Source organism: Teredinibacter turnerae T7901, from assembly GCF_000023025.1.
GTDB lineage: Bacteria > Pseudomonadota > Gammaproteobacteria > Pseudomonadales > Cellvibrionaceae > Teredinibacter > Teredinibacter turnerae_B.
The window spans coordinates 3286622-3306061 of record NC_012997.1; the positions used below are offsets into that span (position 1 = coordinate 3286622).

The 19440-nt window shown below is 51.7% G+C and carries 15 protein-coding genes; 10 read left to right on the forward strand and 5 right to left on the reverse strand.

The features are described from left to right. Positions 1–4 precede the first annotated feature (4 nt). Complete coding sequence (locus TERTU_RS12945) at positions 5–796, forward strand: peptidylprolyl isomerase (protein ID WP_015820655.1); 792 nt, start codon at positions 5–7, stop codon at positions 794–796. Between the two features lie 131 nt (positions 797–927). Here TERTU_RS12945 and TERTU_RS12950 read toward each other — a convergent pair whose 3' ends face one another. Next, a complete protein-coding gene (locus TERTU_RS12950) occupies positions 928–1950 on the reverse strand; it encodes a Gfo/Idh/MocA family protein (protein WP_015818987.1) in 1023 nt (340 codons plus the stop codon). A 328-nt stretch (positions 1951–2278) separates the two neighbouring features. Between TERTU_RS12950 and TERTU_RS12955 the strand changes: the two genes are divergently transcribed. The 9 genes from TERTU_RS12955 (at position 2279) to TERTU_RS12995 (ending at position 13096) form a co-directional block, all read left to right on the forward strand. Continuing rightward, entirely contained in the window at positions 2279–5710 is a 3432-nt protein-coding gene (locus tag TERTU_RS12955) for a methyl-accepting chemotaxis protein (protein WP_015820574.1), read from the forward strand. Between the two features lie 119 nt (positions 5711–5829). Next, entirely contained in the window at positions 5830–6138 is a 309-nt protein-coding gene (locus TERTU_RS12960) for an ArsR/SmtB family transcription factor (protein WP_015820134.1), read from the forward strand. A 22-nt stretch (positions 6139–6160) separates the two neighbouring features. After that, the gene (locus tag TERTU_RS12965) at positions 6161–6697 is read left to right on the forward strand and encodes a rhodanese-like domain-containing protein (protein WP_015818225.1); all 537 of its coding nucleotides are present in this window, start codon (positions 6161–6163) and stop codon (positions 6695–6697) included. Positions 6698–6983: 286 nt separating this feature from the next. Beyond that, positions 6984–7652: a response regulator transcription factor gene (locus tag TERTU_RS12970; RefSeq protein WP_015818215.1), complete on the forward strand. Its 669-nt coding sequence runs from the start codon at positions 6984–6986 to the stop codon at positions 7650–7652. Further along, on the forward strand, positions 7639–8949 hold the full coding sequence (locus TERTU_RS12975; protein ID WP_041590242.1) for a sensor histidine kinase: 1311 nt from the start codon (positions 7639–7641) through the stop codon (positions 8947–8949). Before TERTU_RS12970 ends, TERTU_RS12975 begins: the two co-directional genes overlap by 14 nt. A 136-nt stretch (positions 8950–9085) precedes the next feature. Continuing rightward, on the forward strand, positions 9086–10036 hold the full coding sequence (locus tag TERTU_RS12980; RefSeq protein WP_228378153.1) for a transporter substrate-binding domain-containing protein: 951 nt from the start codon (positions 9086–9088) through the stop codon (positions 10034–10036). A 78-nt stretch (positions 10037–10114) separates the two neighbouring features. Continuing rightward, a complete protein-coding gene (locus TERTU_RS12985) occupies positions 10115–10981 on the forward strand; it encodes a putative selenate ABC transporter substrate-binding protein (RefSeq protein ID WP_015819930.1) in 867 nt (288 codons plus the stop codon). Further along, positions 10978–11649, forward strand: coding sequence for an ATP-binding cassette domain-containing protein (locus TERTU_RS12990; protein ID WP_015819509.1), 672 nt, complete (start codon positions 10978–10980; stop codon positions 11647–11649). The genes TERTU_RS12985 and TERTU_RS12990 overlap by 4 nt, the downstream gene beginning before the upstream one ends. Further along, positions 11633–13096, forward strand: a complete 1464-nt coding sequence (locus TERTU_RS12995) for a PhnE/PtxC family ABC transporter permease (RefSeq protein ID WP_228378154.1) — start codon at positions 11633–11635, stop codon at positions 13094–13096. Before TERTU_RS12990 ends, TERTU_RS12995 begins: the two co-directional genes overlap by 17 nt. A gap of 167 nt (positions 13097–13263) precedes the next feature. On the opposite strand, the gene TERTU_RS13000 is transcribed toward TERTU_RS12995, so the two are convergent. The 4 genes from TERTU_RS13000 to nirB form a co-directional block, all read right to left on the reverse strand. Beyond that, positions 13264–14937 (reverse strand): lipoprotein, encoded by a 1674-nt coding sequence (locus TERTU_RS13000; RefSeq protein ID WP_015818362.1) that lies wholly within the window; start codon positions 14935–14937, stop codon positions 13264–13266. Between the two features lie 20 nt (positions 14938–14957). Beyond that, entirely contained in the window at positions 14958–16265 is a 1308-nt protein-coding gene (locus TERTU_RS13005; protein ID WP_015819298.1) for a conjugal transfer protein TraF, read from the reverse strand. Between the two features lie 182 nt (positions 16266–16447). After that, positions 16448–16783, reverse strand: coding sequence for a nitrite reductase small subunit NirD (gene nirD / locus TERTU_RS13010; RefSeq protein ID WP_015820969.1), 336 nt, complete (start codon positions 16781–16783; stop codon positions 16448–16450). Positions 16784–16794: 11 nt separating this feature from the next. Then, positions 16795–19341 carry a nitrite reductase large subunit NirB gene (gene nirB / locus TERTU_RS13015; protein WP_015818633.1) on the reverse strand — a complete coding sequence of 849 codons (2547 nt, stop codon included), beginning with the start codon at positions 19339–19341 and terminating at the stop codon, positions 16795–16797. Positions 19342–19440: the final 99 nt, after the last annotated feature.

Consider the following 19440-nt stretch of genomic DNA (forward strand, 5'->3'; position numbering starts at 1 on the left):
CATAATGAAAATGAATGTGTTAACGCGCTACTGCCGAAAGGCCCTTTTTGTGGCTGCCACCCTGGCAGCAGGCAATTTTGCCAACGCCACAACGGTCCAATTTCAAACCTCGCTGGGTGACTTTGAAGTTATTCTGTTTGATGAAAACACACCCAAAACCGTAGAGAACTTCCTGCAATACGTCTCAGATGGCGCGTACACCGATTCGGTAATCCATCGTCTGGCGCCGAATTTCGTTGTCCAGGGCGGTGGCTTTATCTTCAATGATGAAGCTAAGCTGGAGTCCATAGAAAGCCGCCCAGCCGTAGTCAACGAGCCCGAATACTCCAACCTGCGGGGAACTATTGCGATGGCGAAGCTGGGGGGTAATCCGGATAGCGCCACCAACCAGTGGTACTTCAACCTCGGCAACAATAGCGCAAACCTGGACCTTCAAAACGGCGGCTTCACCGTGTTTGGCCAGGTAAAAGATGACGGGATGGATATTGTGGACGCGATGGCGGACCAAACCATCTTTAACATGGGAGGTTCATTCACCACAGTCCCTTTGGTGGACTACACCAGCGAAGACGCGAGTAACGGAGTCGAGGTGGAAGCCGACAACTTCATTACCATCTATGCAATCACGGTAACAGATGCGGCCACCAATACCCTCGGCGACCTATCTCCAGCAAAAAACACCCTCATTACCGCACAGCCTACCCCTGCGCCTTCATCCGGCGGTGGCGGTGGTGGCAGCATGCCTTTGGCCATACTGGCGATGTTAGCGGCAGCCGGCTGGCTGCGCCGCCGCTAAACAGATCCTAGGCAAAATGCGCCGCTGCTACACAGACCCCGGGCAAAAATAGACCCTAGGTAGAACGTAACGCGGAGCCTGCTGAATAAGCTCCGCGTTTAACCTAGGGCCTGTTGTGATTGGCCCCGCTTTTAGACTTCTACCCAACCGCCTGCAGAGCCACTCGCGAACACCGCATCGATCACTTTCATATTGGCTAGCGCGTCACTCAAGGGCGTCGGCACGGGAGTATCTTCACGAATGCTCTGCGCCAATGCATCCGCCTGCAGGGTGTAATGGTTACACACTGGCAAGGTAAACACTTCAGGAACCCGATCTTTAAACAGCGTGACCTGCGCCGGACAATCATCCGGCTGGTAGAACGGAAAATCGATCAACAGGCTGCCTTTCTCGCCGCTCACATAAACACGCTGCGAAGGCTCGCTCTGAGTGGAGCAATAGAAGCTGGCTCTCACGTCGCCAAAATCCAGCAGCCCCTGCGCGTGAATATCGACCCCGAACTGGTCGTCCATCACCAATTTACCGGTAACCGCTACTGGCTCTTTGGCCAATAAGTAGCGACTGGCAGAAATACAATAGCAACCAATATCCAGCAAACCACCACCACCGATGCCTGGCATGTTGCGGACATTTGCCGGATCGCGATTGAAATAGGTAAACATGGCCTCAATGCCGTGTACTTTACCAATGCGTCCCTCTTCGATAAGTTGCCTCGCGATCGCCCATTGTGGGTGGAAGCGGTACATAAAGGCCTCCATCACTTTTAGCTGGGGAAACTGCGCTGCCGCATCCAACAGTTTTTGCGTATCTGCGACATCCAGGCCAATCGGCTTTTCACACAACACATGCTTGCCAGCTTCGAGCGCGCGAATACTCCAGGGCACATGCAAATGGTTAGGCAGCGGGTTATAGATAATATCCACCTGATCAGCGTTGAGCAGCTGCTCATAGTCGCCGAACGCAAAGGGAATATTCAGTTGTGCCGCAGCCTGCTCGGCAACAGACTGGCTGCGCGAGCAGATTGCAACGACCTCGTTATGCGCTGAGGCCTGAATAGCAGGAATCACTTTCTCCCGCGCGATATTGGCGGTGCTGAGAATACCCCAGCGAAGCTTGTTATTTGTGGTTTGCATTTGTCCCCCAAAATAAAACATTAGGCTGGTTGATCGCCCACCCTTGGCGATCAAAGTGCCACGAATTTCAACACAGACGCTGGGGCTTTGTCACCACGGGAGTGACTCCCCGCCATCGCCGAAGCGAATAACCACACGCGCGTCCGTGTTATGTGCGGTATTGTAACGCTGTCCGACGACGACTAGAAAGACGAACACTGTTGAGAATAAGACCGGCTATAACACATAGATCTAACCGGCTACAAGCAATCCACTATCCTTTTGGTTATGAAAATCGCGCATTTATATCCATCGCGCGTACTGTTCTCACCTGCGCCTCGTCACAAGAGACCACTCACAGGGAATTCGCATGAAAAACTGGTTCATGAATTTGTCGTTGGCGAAAAAGCAAATTTATACCCTGTTGTTAGTGGGGCTGGGGCCAATGCTTATTGTCTCTCTTCTCGCCTCTATGGTGGCAGACAGCCAGCTCCACGATGAGGCCACTAACAAGCTCCACGCCATTCGCCAAATGAAAATTAACGAGATGGAGCGCTATTTCCAAAACAATCGCAATATTATTTTGAGCATTGCTGAAAGCCCGATGCTGATCAATGCTGCGGGGGCTTTCACCCGTTCATTTAAGCGTGTCATCAGTTCAGACGACCTATCTCCGGCAGAATTGGAAGAGAGAAAGACCGCCGTAAAAACCTTTTACAGCAATGATTTTAACTCCGTGTTCAGCTCGCAAAACAATGGAAAAATGGCAGACGTCGAAGCACTCCTTGAGCAGTTGTCTCCAGCAGCTATCGCTATGCAATACGAGTATATTGTGCGCAACCCCTACCCCATTGGAGAAAAAAACAAACTTGATGCCGTCGAAGGCCGTAGTGTTTACCATCGTACCCACACCAAGTACCACGCCGGCTTTCGCGCCTATCTTGAGAAATTCGGTTTTTACGATTTTTTTCTGGTAGACCCGGAATCGGGTAATGTAGTTTATTCCGTATTTAAAGAACTCGATTTCGCAACATCGCTGAAAAGTGGCCCCTACGCAAATTCTTCGCTAGCAAGAGCCTTCAATCGGGCGCTGAACTTGCAACCTGGGGAATCATCAATTACCGATTTCAGTAGTTACCTGCCGTCTTACAATGCTCCAGCCGGGTTTATCAGTACCCCCATTTACTACAACAACGAACTCATCAGCGTATTGATTTTTCAGCTGGCGCTAGACCCGATCAACGAAATAATGGCCGAGCGCGCCGGCATGGGAGAAACAGGTGAAGCCTATTTGGTGGGAGAAGACTTGTTGATGAGGTCTGATGCCGTCCATGATTTAGCAAATCATGGAGTAACCGTTTCGTTTCGCAACCCAGAATCCGGACGGGTAGATACCTTAGCCACACGCAGGGCTTTCGGCGGTGAATCTGGTGAGGCAGTGACACGCGACTTTAAAGGCGACTCGGTACTTTCGTCGTTTGGCGTATTTCAAATTGATGATTTTCGCTGGGCAGTCATCGCCGAAATGGGGAAAGCGGAGGCATTTTCCGGCGTGACGATAATGAAATGGTCGCTAATCGTAATCGCCTTGATATTTACTACGCTGATTTCTTTACTGGCTGTTTCAATTGCGCGACTTATCAGCCGCCCAATCGTCGAACTGAGTGAACACATTAAACAAGTTGAGCGCGATGGCAACTTTTACGAATCTGCGGCCACCACCTTCCGTGATGAAGTCGGTGACACCAGCCGCGCGTTTAATTCGCTGCTGCGCAACTTATCTGTTGCGTTAACCGGCACCGGCGACATTTTAAAAGGTCTCGCGTCTGGTGATTTCTCAGGCCAGGTTAAGGGTCAATTTCCCGGTCAGTTGGGTGCCATTGTTAAAGGTGTCAATCAAGCGGTGGTACAGGTGCGCGACGCCAACAACGCGCAACTGGAACAACAAGCCATTGCGCAGTCCAATGCCGAAAAGGCCGCTGCCGCTGCACAAGAAGCTAAAGAGCAAGCAACCCGCACATTGGTGATCAAGCAGGCACTCGATGTCTCAGCGACAGCAGTCATGATTGCCGACGAAGATTTCAAAATTATTTACATGAACCAATCGCTGGAACTCATGATGCGCGAAGCGAATGGAGAAATACGCGAGGTCATTCCAAGCTTTAACGCTGACAAATTAATGGGGGCCAATGCGGATCAGTTTCATAAATCCGCCAATCACCAGCGCACCATGATGCGTCAACTCAAGGGCAGCCATAAACTGAGCCTGCCCATTGGCAAGCTCACGTTTAATGTGTCCGCCACGCCTATTCATGGCGAGCAAGGCGAGTTCCTGGGTTCCGTTATCGAATGGGACAACATCACCGAACGCCTGGCCCGCGAGCAGGAAGATAAACGAATCGCCGATGAAAACGCGCGCATACGTCAGGCATTGGACAACTCCTCCACCAGCACCTTAATCGCCGATGGCGAATTCAAAGTGATCTACGCCAACCGCGCCCTGGGAGATGCCTTAAGGAGAGCAGAATCTGATTTTCGCGCCACAACACCAGGTTTCGCGGCGGGAAACATTCTGGGCAAGAGCATGGACAGTTTTCACCATGAATTACGTAATCACCAGTCCCTGTTGATGCAGTCGTCGGAGACTCGGCGCTTGGAAATCAGCGCCGGCAAGCGCACCTTTGCTCTCGCCTCAACACCTATTATCAATAGCGTAGGCGATCGCATTGGGGTCGTCATGGAATGGCTCGATCGCACCGCCGAAATCGCCGTTGAAAATGAAATTGATGAACTGATATCCGCTGCCGCGTCGGGCGATTTCAGCCGCTCACTCAGCGTCGCCAACAAGCAGGGCTTTTTCCTTAAAGTCAGCGATGGACTAAACCGCCTGCTCAAAACCACCAACATTGCTCTGGAAGACATCATTCGTATTTTTTCTGCGCTTGCGAAGGGAGACTTAAGCCAGAAAATCGACCGCAATTACATGGGTGAATTTGCCAAATTAAAAGAGGACGCCAACGCGACAGTGGACAAACTTCGCAAAGTCATGAGCGAGATCGGCGAGGCGTCGGCGAACATTGCGCGCGGCACGAACGAAATTTCCATGGGCAATGCCGACCTCAGCCAGCGCACCGAAGAGCAAGCCTCGTCGCTGGAGGAAACCGCGTCCAGCATGGAAGAAATGATCAACATCGTGCGAACAAGTGAAGCCAACGCACGCGAGGCAAATCAGCTTGCTGCCAGCTCGGTGGACATCGCCAGGGAAGGAAACGCATCGGTGCAGGCGACAACAGACGCGATGCGCGAGATCTCAGAATCCAGTTCTAAAATCGCCAATATTATTGGCGTAATCGATGAAATAGCCTTCCAAACCAACCTACTCGCACTTAATGCCGCAGTAGAAGCAGCACGTGCAGGTGAACAAGGGCGCGGTTTCGCTGTAGTTGCTGGAGAAGTCCGCAACCTTGCGCAACGTTCAGCATCGGCGGCCAAAGAAATTAAAGAACTGATTCAGGACTCCGTGCGAAAAGTCGAAGATGGCACTTCGCTGGTGGAGGCTTCTGGCACCACATTAAAATCCATCGTGCTAGAGATCGAAAAAGTAGGCAACATGATGGAGCAGATATTTAATTCTGCCCGCGAGCAAACAACCGGAATTGAGCAGGTCAACACAGCCGTCGCTCATATGGACCAAATGACGCAACAAAACGCAGCCCTTGTCGAACAAGCCTCCGCAACCAGTGAAAGCATGGCGGATATGGCGCATCAATTAGACCAAATGGTCGCTTTCTTCAAAAGCTAGCTTAACCAGAATCCCAAAGCCGGTTATGCTTGGCATCACCGGCTTTTTTTTGATTTAAGCCCTTGTTTAATTAGCTAAACCTAATGTACTCTCACCAGCATCACTGTAAAGGGGGAACTGTGACAAACCCACAGGAAGCACTAGCCGCGCACGCCAAAAACGCAGCGGCGTTGTTAAAAGAACTCGGAAATGAAAGCCGACTCATGGTTTGTTGCTGTTTAGGTGATAAAGAACTTTCCGTAGGTGAGCTAAACCAAATGGTGCCACTGAGCCAATCGGCGCTTTCACAACACCTGGCGCGCTTGCGGGAAGCGGATTTGGTCGCGACTCGAAAAGAAGGGCAAACAGTCTATTACCGCTTGCAGGGCACAAACGCACTCAAGCTTATCGCGACGCTCAAATCAATCTACTGCCCCGACGAACTTTAAGCTATGCACTGGGAGCTCGGGCATGACCGCACAACGTATCTCTGCGACAAATTTTCTGTCGCTTCACAACGCCAACCAACTGGGTGATTCCGTAGTACTTGATATTCGTAGCCCCGCTGAAGTCCAGCGTGAATCCATCGGGGGCTGTGTTTGCCTTCCTCTACAGCAGCTCGACGAAGCCTCTTTGCGGGCACAAGTCGCGGCCGAGAACAGCTGTAAAGTCTATCTTTTGTGCCAGAGTGGGATGCGCGCCGATATGGCCGTGAGACAGCTCGGCCAGTTATCTGGCATTGAGTGGGTGATTGTGGACGGAGGGCTTAATGGCATCAAAAACGCTGGCGGTGCCGTTACCCGAGGCGAGCGCAACACCCTGCCACTGGAGCGCCAGGTGCGCATCGCCGCGGGCCTGGTCATTGTTAGCGGTGTCGCGCTGGGGTATGCACTCAATCCAGCACTCTATGCTGTTTCCGGTGCAGTGGGTGCGGGCTTGATATTCGCCGGTATTACCGACCGCTGCGGGCTGGCATTTCTGCTGGCGCGCATGCCGTGGAATACCTAGCTCCAATCATTTCGATGGTTACCGCGCACTCACAGGTGAGCACAAACCGGGGGCTATTCGCCCCCGGTTTTACGTTTGGCAAATTCTCCTGCATCACGTCAATCTCAGGTAAACAATGGCACTTCGCTCTAAGTTATACTGCGCCACCGAACAGGTTGGTATAGATGAAGTGGACGCCTTTGGGAGCTCAGTGCCTGATTTTGTGACGCTTTCCGGTCGACCGAAAGCGCAAGACCGCAAACCACCACCTGCCGAACTTTTTTGACTGCCCCGTTAGGAACCCAAAATGATAGTGCTTCTCGTGGAAGACAATCGCGATCTCGCGGCCAGTGTACTGGATTACCTGGAGCTACAAGACTTCGACTGTGACTATGCCGAACGCGGTGATCACGCGCTGGAGTTGTGTAGAGATAACACCTACGATGCGATGATTCTGGACATTATGATGCCTGGAATCGATGGGCTCAGTTTATGTAAAACTCTGCGCGAGCACGGCAACAACGCACCGGTCATTATGTTGACTGCTCGAGACACACTCGATGACAAACTCGCCGGTTTCGATGCTGGAGCGGACGACTACCTGGTAAAACCTTTCGACCTACCTGAGCTCGCCGCTCGCCTGCGTGCGATCACCAAGCGTAAAGTTTCCAGTGGCTCGTCGCTTAAAGTCGCAGACCTGGAGGTCAATCTGGATAATCACCAAGTGACCCGCCAGGGCAAGTTGATTGACCTGTCCCCGGCCTGCTGGAAACTGCTGGTCGCACTAATTCAGGCGAGCCCACGTGTACTGTCGAGGTTTGAGCTGGAAAATGTGCTCTGGAAAGACAGCCCGCCCGACTCTGAAGCCTTGAAATCTCACCTGTACACCCTGCGCAAGCTGGTAGACAAGCCCTTTGAAAACCCTTTGATCCATACCCTGCGCGGTGTCGGAGTGGCGCTACGTGATAACACCTAAGTGCCAAACCTCTTTGCGCGCTCGAATTGGTAAGATCGTACTCATATTCTCGATTTTATTGGTTTCCTTCTACACCACCATGCTAGCCATGTTGTACGAATGGGGTCTCGCCGACGCGACCCACGGCATCGTGTGGCAGGAAGCTCATTTGTTTCAGCAGGCTTACGCGAAAGACCCGAATGCCCCCCTGCCCCATACCCGCTCTATTCGCGGATTCATTGGTGAAGAGAACCTGCCGGAAGAGGTCACCCGCTGGTTTCCACCCAGCAAATGGAAAAACTGGAGCCCTAAAGAAGAAGGACTACTGTATCGATTCCAGAAAAATGAAGGCGCGGAGTCCCACTACCATTTGCTGATTTCTCCGCTGCCAAATACTGATAAGCGGTTTTTCGTGTACTACAACATCACCGTGGCAGATGAGATAGCCGCCAAGGTATGGCACAAATTCAAAATACTCGCGTTCGTTGGCGGCATCCTCGTAGTGGCCATGCTGGTGGTATTTCGCGCAACAATTGCGCGTTCTCTTCGCCCGATCAGCAGTTTGTCACGCTGGATTGAAAACCTGGACCAGAAAAACCCCCCGCACGATTTACCCCGTGACATCCAGGCAGACGAAATTGGGCAAATGGCTGGCAGCCTCTACAGTGCCTTGCAGCGCATCCATCAGTACAACGAACGCGAACGTAAATTTTTGCGCAACGCCAGCCATGAATTGCGCACACCAATCGCGATTATTCGCAACGCGATGGATGTTCTCGAACACAAACGCAAGTTAGGCAACGACAATATTGATTGCCTGCTGCAGCGGATACGCCGCGCCGGTGACACAATGAAGTCGGTCACAGAGGCGATCTTGTGGCTGGCAGTAGAAGACTACGCGCCACCAACCAGCGAAAATACCAACCTGCGACGCCTCGTTGAAGAGATTGTCGCAGCCAACGAGAACCTCAATGCCGGCAAGCAGGTCACGGTCAGCACGGAGCTCAACCAGCTGGAGCCGCGCCATATACAGAGCTCGTTGGCGCATATTGTGTTGGATAATCTGATCCGCAATGCATTCCAGCACTGTACCGATGGCGAAATTCAAATACGCGCACTCAATGCCTCCACTCTGGAAGTCATTAACCCCCATCACGCTTACAGTGCAACTGATAAAAACCAGGATATTGCAGAAGCGATCGCCACCGGCAGCTTTGGCCTGGGCCTGGCGCTGGTGAAAACCATCACTGAACGACAGGGCTGGCTATTCGAATTCCATCTCGGTCAGGAGGAGGCTGTGGCACGGGTAAGCCTCTGATCAAGAACGCTTTACCGCGCCGAACTTTGTAATACGCGCCACAATTCATCATTTTGGCGCGCAATTTATTTTCCGAATCGGTATCTTTTTCACTAAACTAGTGGGAAGGCAACCGAATTGGAACTGACCGCGTACTTTGTTTAATTCTTTTTCTCTCCTAACTACGCACGTCCTCCGGCACTGGCGATGGCTGGCTGTCGCTCTATTCTGGTCCTGTACGGTATACGGCAGCCAACAAGAGCCGCTCCATATAAAACTCCCTATTGCTCCTTCCGATGCGGTCTATAGCGAACACGATGTCTACCACAAAGCGGTGATCCGGCTAATCCTGGAAAAAACCGGACGCCCGTTCACGATTACACCAATTTCTATACCCGCGCTACCGGCGAGCCGCGTCGCACGATACCTCGATTCCAATTTGTTCAATATTGTCGCCATCCACACAGATGCGCAAAAAGAGCGCGAGTTGCGGCCAATTCGCTACCCGGTGTATCGCGGTTTGAGTGGTTGGCGGTTGTTATTGATTCGCTCCGATGCGCAATCACGGTTTGCGAACATTAGAACACTGCCGCAGCTCGAGTCGCTGGTCGCAGGTATGGGCAATGACTGGCCAGACACCTTGACCCTGCAAGACGCCGGTTTTACTGTGCAAACCGCCCCCCATCGCGACAACCTCCTCAAAATGCTGGACCACGGGCGAATCGATTTTTTCCCTCGTGGAATCTATGAAATCTGGTCTGAGCTGCCATCGGCCGAGGCATCGGGGCTGGTAATGGAGCAAACGCTGGCACTGCGCTACCCTACGGCATTTTACTTTTACGTAAGCCGCACCAATGAAGAACTAGCGCAACTACTCGAGAGAGGCTTCGAAAAAGCCATTGCAGATGGGTCGTTTCAAGAGTTGTTCTTTCGTACCTATGGTGAGCCAATTCTAAAGGCCAATCTCGCTGACAGACGCATACTCAAGGTTCCCAACAAACATTTGCCCCCGCAAACACCGCTCAGCGACAAACGGCTCTGGTTTTCACCCGGGGAGCTGAGCGACGCAAAGGTACGCAATGGGCGTGCAGCACAGGTGCAAAAGTAAAAGCCCTGCAACTTACCCGTGAATCCAGCAAGCGTGTACAATTCCGCCAATTGACACAAAAACACGGAGTAATTCAGGGTGACGCGACACAAACTATGCACACATCTCCTGGTAATCAGCTTCTGCCTGCTTGCCTTCGCCGCAAACGCAACCACCTTTACGTTCACTGCAATTCCAGATGAAGACGAATCACGCCTGGTAGCGCGCTTCGGAGCGGTAGCAGATTATCTGTCTGAGGAGTTGGGGGTAGAGGTTAACTACATCCCTGTTAAGTCTTACGCAGCAGCGGTTACCGCATTTCGCAACGGGCAGGTACAACTGGCCTGGTTTGGCGGCCTTTCTGGCGTGCAAGCCCGGCTTCAGGTGCCAGGATCGGTGGCCTTAGCCCAGGGGTATGAAGATCAGTTTTTCAAAACATATCTCATCGCAAACACCCGTACCGGGCTCACCCGATCAAAAAAATTCCCGGCAGCGATAAAAGGTAAAACCTTTACCTTTGGCTCGAAAGGATCCACTTCTGGACGCTTGATGCCGGAATACTATATCCGTGAATTTTTCGAGCAGCCTCCACAAAGGGTATTCTCTCGCGTCGGCTTCTCCGGTGATCACAGCATGACCATTGCGCAGGTCCAGGCGGGCGCGTTCGACGTGGGCGCAGTCAATTATCTGGTGTGGGAATCGGAACTTGCCGCCGGAAAAGTTGACCTGCAAAAAGTCCGCGTAATCTGGGAAACCCCGGATTATCCCGACTATCAATGGACATTGCGTGGCGACGCCGACAAGCAGTTTGGTGCAGGCTTTGCCAATAAGGTAAAACGCGCGCTCGTGGAAATGAACGACCCGGAACTACTGGCGAGCTTTCCGCGTAAATCTTTTGTACCGGCCGATAACAGTGATTACACCGCGATAGAAGAGACTGCTCGCGCAATTCAATTGATTCGATGAGCGAAGCGTTAATCCAGCTCTCAGAATTTTCCTACCGCACAAACAACCAAACGCTGCTTCGGGAGATTGAACTGACCATCTCTCCCGAAGACAAAGTCGCGTTGGTCGGGCCGAGCGGTGCAGGAAAATCCACACTGTTGCACTGCCTTTACGAGCGCATACATGTTCACGCTGCCTTGTGCCCACAACAATTGGGTTTGGTCGAAAGCCTGTCCACGTACCACAATATTTACATGGGGCGGCTTGATCACCACAACGCCCTGTACAATCTCTGGAATCTCGTTCACCCGTGGCGCCACCACAAAACCGCTATCGCACAACTGTGCCGAGAGTTCTCTCTACCTGACCGCATATGGCAACCGGTTTCGCAGCTTTCCGGTGGTGAGCAGCAGCGCGTAGCTCTCGCCCGAGCCTGCTACGCCAGCAAGCCTGTCTTTATTGGCGATGAGCCACTCTCCAGTCTGGATCCAGAACTGCGGGAGCGGCTACTGGCGCAACTCCTTGCCCGCCATCCCACCGTGATTATGTCGCTCCACGCGCCGGAATTGGCAACCCGGTATTTTCAGCGAGTGATCGGTTTGCGCGCTGGATGTATTGTGTTTGATAAGGCTGCTACTGATATATCCCCTGCCGAACTCGACGACCTGTACAGTGCAGAGATTTCTTAATCAACTGAAAGCAGCACCGCTACGCGCAATAAGCGTGGGGTTCGTGCTCTTGGCCGCAGTGTTGATGCCTGCGGCAGATCTCCAGATTTATGCTTCAAACCCCTGGCAGGAATTTGGGCGAATGGGTGTCGGCCTAATAACGCCTCGCTGGGAATCGTTGACCGAGTTAGCCATGGCAATCGCACAGACGGTCGCTTTTGCGTTACTCGGTGTCGTCGGTTCCGTAATTGCTGGTCTCGCACTCACCCGTTTTTATCATCTGCGAATTGTGCGCGTGTTTTGCGCCAGTATACGCGCGGTGCACGAGCTGTTCTGGGCATTGATTTTTATGCAGGTATTTGGCTTGTCCGCGTTAACAGGGTTACTGGCCATTGCACTGCCATACAGCGGAATATTTGCTAAAGTTTTTAGCGAAATATTCAGTCAACAGCCAGTGCTCCCGGCAATTAGTGTTGCGGGGAAAAGCAATAAACTCCCGTTCAGCGCGTGGCTATATACCCAGTTTGCACAGGCACTTCCGCAAATACGCAGCTACACGCGCTACCGTTTCGAATGCGCGTTGCGCTCCAGCACTTTGCTCGGCTTTGTCGGCCTACCAACACTGGGATTTTATTTTGAAACCGCGTTTAAACAGGGACAGTATTCAGAAGCAGCCTGTCTACTGTGGTGCTTTTATTTAGTGATCGCGAGTTTGCGCTACTGGCTGCACTGGCGAATAATCCCGCTGTACATCATCGCCGCCTGGTTAATTCTCCCGGAAAGTCCCCCGTTAATTAACAGCTACGTCTGGCAGTTTTTCAGCCGTGATATTTGGCCAGTCGAACTCATCCAGGGGGATTATCTCGGCGCCCTGCACTGGTATGGGGTGGAACTGCGAGAGACGATTTTCCCGGCAGCGGCTTACACCTTAATTATTTCCATTATCGCGCTGGTAGCCACGGGTTTGCTCACGCTGCTACTTTACCCGGCAGCAAGCAACAAATTCGCCGGCAGATTTACTTTTTTAGGGCACGCAGTCTTACTTTTTTTTCGCTCGACGCCAGAATTCGTGCTTGCATTCGTTTTACTTCTGCTTTTTGGGCCATCAGCATTGCCCGCAATTATCGCGTTGGCCATCCATAACAGTGGCCTGATCAGCTATTTAATCGCTCGACACAGCAACGACCTTTCTCTGCGGCCGGATGCGCTGCGCGGTTTAAATTTGTATTGCTACGAAGTTACCCCCAGGCTGTACCCGGCGTTTATGGGGTTACTGCTGTATCGCTGGGAAGTCATCATGCGTGAAACCGCCATACTCGGTATTCTGGGTGTCACCACACTGGGCTTTTATGTTGATTCGGCGTTCGAGGAAATTCGCTACGACCGGGCACTTTTACTGGTCGCCACCGCGGCGTTCATGAATATAATCGTCGATAGCCTCTCACGCAGATTGGCGAGAGCATGCTGAAGCAAGCTTTCAAAAATGCGTGTCAGGGAGAGAACAGGGGCGCGCTTAAACGCGCCGCCCGTGACCGAAAGGAGCGCGATTAAATAAATAGGCCAGTTAATCGCCGGGCAAATAGCCGGAAGTCGAAAACTACCGGCTAATCGAGCTTGTATTTATCCCACTGAATATTAAATGCCGACACGGGAAGGCAGGCGGGCTACACATTCATCGTCAGAACGCGGAAGTTCCAGAAAGGTTTCCAACCCGTTTTCTGTAACCCAATCCCTAATCTCACCCTCAAAGTCGAACCGCAACGCAAACCGTGGTTCCCCGTCAACGGTAAGATACCCTGCTGGCTTGATAATCGCCTGATAGGTTGCCCCTAAAAAGGTGATCGTGGTCAGGATTGAATAGGATTCACCGCTTTCACTCGCTCCAAGCATGCTCCAAAACCCATTAATTAGTGTTCCGCGGGTATTTCCCTCACCGAGGGTTCCGCTGGAATTTGCACCATCGATATATTTGGCACAAGCGACCAATTCGCCTTCTACTTGATCTCCACTACCTTCGAAATAAAAGATGACTTCAATGTCTTTCAGATTATTTGGCGCAGAGCCAAGGTCGGTATCCGACAGGCGGACTTTTTTCCCAGCAATTGCGTTAAAAGGCATTGCACCTTGCGGTAGGGTCACCGCGTCCTCAAAATCACCGCTTTCATCGAAATCGTCGCCCGTAAAATCATTGGCGACCAACCCGGAGACGTAGGCTGAATCAGAGGAAAGCGCATCTCGCAAAGCATCGACCAATTCCGATGAAGCATTCATCAGAAAGTCGAATGCGTTGGTGATTGAGGTATCGCTACCGTTATCGTCCCGCAGCGCTTTAATAATGATACTTTCGAGCAAACGTGCACTGCCACGCGCTTGCTCGCCGGTAATACTATTTGGCTGAGGGGGAATAATACGGTCTACGGCAGAAGGTAGCATCGCCGCAACGTCAGAAATACGAGTCGAGTCCAGAGTGTCATCGGGGATCGGTTGCGTAAGTTCCCGGCGATCGTAAATAGCGCGGATGCCATCTTCCGCACCTTGCACAACCCGATTCAGGTTGTCACTGATTCCCAGGAAGTTTGACGCGGTAGAATCCGACACTAACAGCGATTGGCCCATGCTACGATACACTTCCTGGGAAGCATCGTTTGGCGTGCCCAACTCGTCACCAATACTCTGATACGTGTCGGTTAAACGATCTGCAAGAAGAGTCACAATTTTGTGAACTTTAAGCGCGATATTCATCAGTTCTGGATCAACATTTTCCTCATCCAGATAATCCACGTCCAAATCACTTTCTTCCAGCCCCAGCACTGTTAATAAACGCGCGCGATCTTCGGAATTATCCAGCAGAGTCACTAAGGTCGTGAGTGGCGAAATCAGCATCTCGGTACGACCTGTGGAATTTACTTCTACCTTCCTCGCCATTTGACCTACAAAAGGTTCGCCAGTGCTCAGGTCGTAACCACTATCTACCCGCACGACCACTGGCGTGGCGTCTGTACGCAACACCAAACAAAATTCTTCTTGCGAGGCCGTCGCCGTATCCGCACAATAATTGGTATCTGTTTTCGGGTTGTAGCTGAAGTAGCCCTGATTATCGGTAAACGCCTTTGGCTCCCACGCATCGCGAGTTCCATTGTTGTTGGTATCGACGAACACTGTGGTACGCACCACGTGCCCATCAACCACTCGACCGGATAATTCTGCTTCAATATTGTAAGACCGACCTTCGTCCTGACCTGTTCCGCCACAACCTGTCAGCGATGCCGCTACGGCAAACGCTGAAAAAATAAGTTTTTTACTGAACATATTTAATTCCTACCGCTCTTTTAAAATTTTTCCTGGACGGACAGAGAAATACCCGCTGCGCGGGGCACCGAGTCTCCATCGACATCAGTCGACTCCAAACCGTAGTTAAGATCCAGCGTCAAAACGCCGGCAAACGTAAAGCCCAGACTGGCAAGAGAAAGCTTGGAACCCGCGAGATTTTCGCGGTAACCCACGCGCACAGAAGGCACAAGATAACGGCCGCTTTCGTAAGCCAATGCCACCGAGTACCACTGATTTTCCCGCCCGATGACATCATCGTAGCTAGCAGTCTCTAGCTCACCACTCAGGAACAGGCTACTGCCCAGACGATACATACCGTCGAGCGTAAGCAATGCGTGGCGGGTGTAGGTTTCCTGGCTGACGATCTCGCCCGCTTCCTGCACGAAATAGGTCGCGGTGTCGCAATTACTGCGCGAAATAGACGATTCTTCGTAATCACTGCAGTTGACACCTACGGCACCATAATCGAACGATGGCTCGTTAATATCCGAGAGGGTCGCTCCCAGCCGAAAGCTTTCCGCAACCAGGCTCACGCCGAGATCAAGGCTCATATTGGTGGAGGATTTCAGATTTTCATCGTATGCATCCTCAACCACATCCTCGATACTCTCGCCATTCATTTGCTGAAGCGCAATCACCTGTTTGCTCAATTCCATTTGGATAATATTCAGCTTAGCGCCAGCATAAACATCCATACCGTCCAACAAGTTATAAAAGGCTCGGCTGCCGCCGAATGCGAGCTTTGTTTCGAGACCGCTTTTTACATAGGCAGAGGTATTGGTTGAAAATTTGTTATTTTGATCATCAAATCGCAGAGTATCGTCCAGTACACGCATACCAACAGAACCGTTGAAACTCAGTTCAGCGGAGAACACCATGTCGAGCGGTCGCGAGCGAAAATAAAATGGGAACAAAGGCGCAGACAGGCCCACTTTCGTGGTGAGATACCCCTCTTCACCCATGGTAACCAGCAACCCATTGAACCGATCGAGTACCTCATCGACAGAATCGTCTGTCGTCGAAGGGTCATCTAAGATATCGATCAGCTCATCAAGGTCATCGACAAAGTTGTCGACCGCGCCCACCTCGGTATACACCGACAGCGCGGGCAGAAAATTAAAACGCACATTTTCCTGCTCGCGAATCGCAAGCCCTATGTGAGCCGGATTTGTCGCTCCCACAAATATGGAATGGTTGTTGGCAACATTACCAGTGGTGGCGTTGGAACCGAGAAAAGATCCACCGTTGCCTGCAAACGCTGGAACGGCAATGAATGAAGAGAGAAGAAGAATGGCCGATTTTTGCACGATAACTCCTGGCATTTAATCCATCAGTGCCAAAAGTTTAGTCAACGATTTTTAATACCGCGCAATTTTTTAAGGTTTAAATTCGCTATTCGTCTATTGCTGAATAATGGGTAGACAATTTAGAAAAAACGGCGGCCTAAGCCGCCTAACTGGTGCAAAAAATTGTTGTTTTGTGACAATTCTTAATTTGTCGCTAACTGAATCTTGCCACCCTCTTCTCTCACCGCGTAAGTTTTAACTGACACTGTGTCGTCTTCTAAACACACGCCGGTAGCAAGATTAAAGTGCTGTTTATAAAGTGGCGAGGCCACCACTATCTGATCTTTCAACGACCCGACAATCCCGCGGGACAATACGGCGGCATTGCTGAACGGATCGATGGCGTTCAGTGCATACAGTTGATCTTGCACGCGAAAAATAGCCACTTGCTCATTCTCGAGCAGCGCCCGAACGCCCAGCATGGGCTGCAGTTCAACAGCGTCGCATACAGGCACCCAATTTTTATTTGAATCGCTCATTACGGTTCTCCTTAGGCCATAGCCGGTTCAGTAGCATCGACAAACTTCACCATATCTTCGTCAGTCGCTGGTCGAATCTGCGCGCGCTCTTCAACAAATTTTATTGTCGTGTCCTTCTCGTCGCTGTTAACGAAGGTACGAAAGCGCTTCAGTTTTTCCGGATCTTCGATGGTGGTTTTCCACTCACACTGATAGGTGCCAACCACGTGTTGCATCTCCTGCTCCAGCTCGCCGGCAATTTGCAGCTTGTCGTCGATGACCACTGACTTGAGGTAATCGAGCCCGCCTTCCAGGTTGTCCATCCATACCGAAGTACGCTGTAAGCGGTCGGCGGTGCGCACGTAGAACATCAACAACCGATCAATATACTTAATAAGCATTTCGTCGTTCAGACCGGTAGCGAATAAATCCGCGTGGCGCGGCTTCATACCGCCATTCCCGCACACATATAAACTCCAGCCATTCTCGGTCGCAATTACACCAATATCTTTACTCTGCGCTTCGGCACATTCACGCGTACAGCCGGAGACCGCAAATTTTAATTTGTGCGGTGAACGCAAACCTTTGTAGCGATCCTCGATACGAATGGCCATGCCCACGCTGTCGAGCATGCCGTAACGACACCAGGTACTGCCGACGCAGGATTTAACCGTGCGTACCGATTTACCGTAGGCATGGCCGGTTTCAAAACCCGCGTCAATTAACTCTTTCCAGATCAACGGTAACTCGTGTTGCTGTGCGCCGAACAGGTCGATGCGCTGACCGCCGGTAATTTTTGTATAAAGGTTGTAAGTTTTCGCCACCTGCCCGATAGCAATTAATTTATCCGGGGTTATTTCACCACCGGCCACGCGCGGCACAATGGAGTAAGTGCCGTTTTTCTGCATGTTGGCCATGAAGTAATCGTTGGTATCCTGCAGCGGCGCGTGTTCGTCTTTCAGCACATAATCGTTCCAGCAGCTCGCCAGAATCGACGCAGCCGTTGGCTTGCAAATATCACAACCCAAGCCTTTTCCGTGTTTGGCGAGCAGTTCGTCAAACGATTGAATTCGCTCCACGCGTACCAGGTGGTAGAGTTCCTGACGGGTATAGGCAAAGTGCTCGCAAAGGTCGGTGTTAACCTCAACCCCCAGCTTTTCCAGTTCGCTGTTCATCACCTGGGTGGCCAGAGCAACACAGCCGCCACAGCTGGTTCCGGCCTTGGTGGCCGATTTAATCGCGCCAATGGTGGTCGCGCCTTCCTGCACTGCGCAGCAAATCTGGCCTTTGCTCACATCGTTACAGGAGCAGATCACAGCCGCTTCCGGCAACGCATCCACACCCATGCCTGCGGAAGCGGCGCCATCGAACGCGGGCAGAATTAACGCCTCCGGGTTTTCCGGCAGGTCCATGCCATTGACACACATTTGTTGCAGTGTGCCGTAGGCATCTACATCACCGACCAGCACCGCGCCTAGCAGGCGAGTTTTGTCTTCTGAGACGACGATGCGCTTGTAAACCTGGGCCACGCCATCCTGGTAAACATAACTGAGACAACCCGGCGTACGCCCTTGCGCGTCACCGACACTGGCCACATCCACTCCCAGCAGTTTCAGCTTGGTGCTCATATCCGCACCGGTAAACGACTCGTCACCGCCAGTGATATGAGACACCGCGACTTTGGCCATGGTGTAGCCCGGCGCAACCAAACCGTAAATTCGATTGTTCCACAGCGCGCATTCACCGATTGCATAAATATTGTTGGTGGAGGTCTGGCAGAAATTATTAATAGTGATACCACCGCGTTCACCAATATCGAGATCGAACTGTCGGGCCAACTCGTCCTGCGGGCGGATACCCGCAGAGAACAAAATCATATCGGTTTCTAAATGCGTGCCGTCGGCAAAGTTCATGCTGTAACGCAGTGCTTCACCGGCGACAATTTCTTTGGTGTTTTTTTCTGTATGTACGTGTACACCGAGGCTTTCAATTTTCTGCCGCAACAGCTGACCGCCGCCCTCATCCAGCTGAACCGCCATCAAGCGCGGGGCAAATTCAACCACGTGCACTTCCAGGCCAAGGTTTTTCAGTGCATTTGCCGCTTCCAGTCCAAGCAGACCGCCACCGACTACGACGCCAACTTTACTTTCGCTCGCTGACGCGGTAATGGCTTCCAGATCTTCGATGGTTCGGTAAACCAGACAGTGTGGCTGGTCTTTACCGGGAATTGGCGGTACGAACGGAAACGAACCCGTCGCCAGCACCAGCTTGTCGTACGCTTCCTCACGGCCACTGGCCGTGATCACTTTATTTTCTGCCTTATCAATACCAACAACTTTTTCGTTTAAAACGTATTTCACGCCGTTTTCTTCGTAGTACTGACCGGAGGTCAGCATCAGATCGTCGGCGGTAGAACCTGAAAAATAGGCGCTGAGCTGCACCCGATCGTATGCCAGCCGGGGTTCCTCGGAAAAGGTAATAACCTCGTATTGATCAGCCTGATCGTGGTTGATCAGGTTATCGATAAATTTGTGGCCGACCATGCCATTGCCGACTACAACAACTTTTTGCTTGCTCATAATTTATCCCTCGGGAAATAGCCGCGGCTTGCCGCCGCTAAAAAACAAATTGGTTTAAATTGCAATGCGAACAAGTCATCAACCTGAGACGCCCAGCGC

What these genes read in the sequence shown, in the direction of transcription:
- TERTU_RS12945 (WP_015820655.1), top strand. Translation starts at nt 5, where the DNA reads ATGAAAATGAATGTGTTAACGCGCTACTGCCGAAAGGCCCTTTTTGTG.
- TERTU_RS12950 (WP_015818987.1), bottom strand. Translation starts at nt 1,950, where the DNA reads ATGTTTTATTTTGGGGGACAAATGCAAACCACAAATAACAAGCTTCGC.
- TERTU_RS12955 (WP_015820574.1), top strand. Translation starts at nt 2,279, where the DNA reads ATGAAAAACTGGTTCATGAATTTGTCGTTGGCGAAAAAGCAAATTTAT.
- TERTU_RS12965 (WP_015818225.1), top strand. Translation starts at nt 6,161, where the DNA reads ATGACCGCACAACGTATCTCTGCGACAAATTTTCTGTCGCTTCACAAC.
- TERTU_RS12970 (WP_015818215.1), top strand. Translation starts at nt 6,984, where the DNA reads ATGATAGTGCTTCTCGTGGAAGACAATCGCGATCTCGCGGCCAGTGTA.
- TERTU_RS12990 (WP_015819509.1), top strand. Translation starts at nt 10,978, where the DNA reads ATGAGCGAAGCGTTAATCCAGCTCTCAGAATTTTCCTACCGCACAAAC.
- TERTU_RS13000 (WP_015818362.1), bottom strand. Translation starts at nt 14,937, where the DNA reads ATGTTCAGTAAAAAACTTATTTTTTCAGCGTTTGCCGTAGCGGCATCG.
- nirD (WP_015820969.1), bottom strand. Translation starts at nt 16,783, where the DNA reads ATGAGCGATTCAAATAAAAATTGGGTGCCTGTATGCGACGCTGTTGAA.
- nirB (WP_015818633.1), bottom strand. Translation starts at nt 19,341, where the DNA reads ATGAGCAAGCAAAAAGTTGTTGTAGTCGGCAATGGCATGGTCGGCCAC.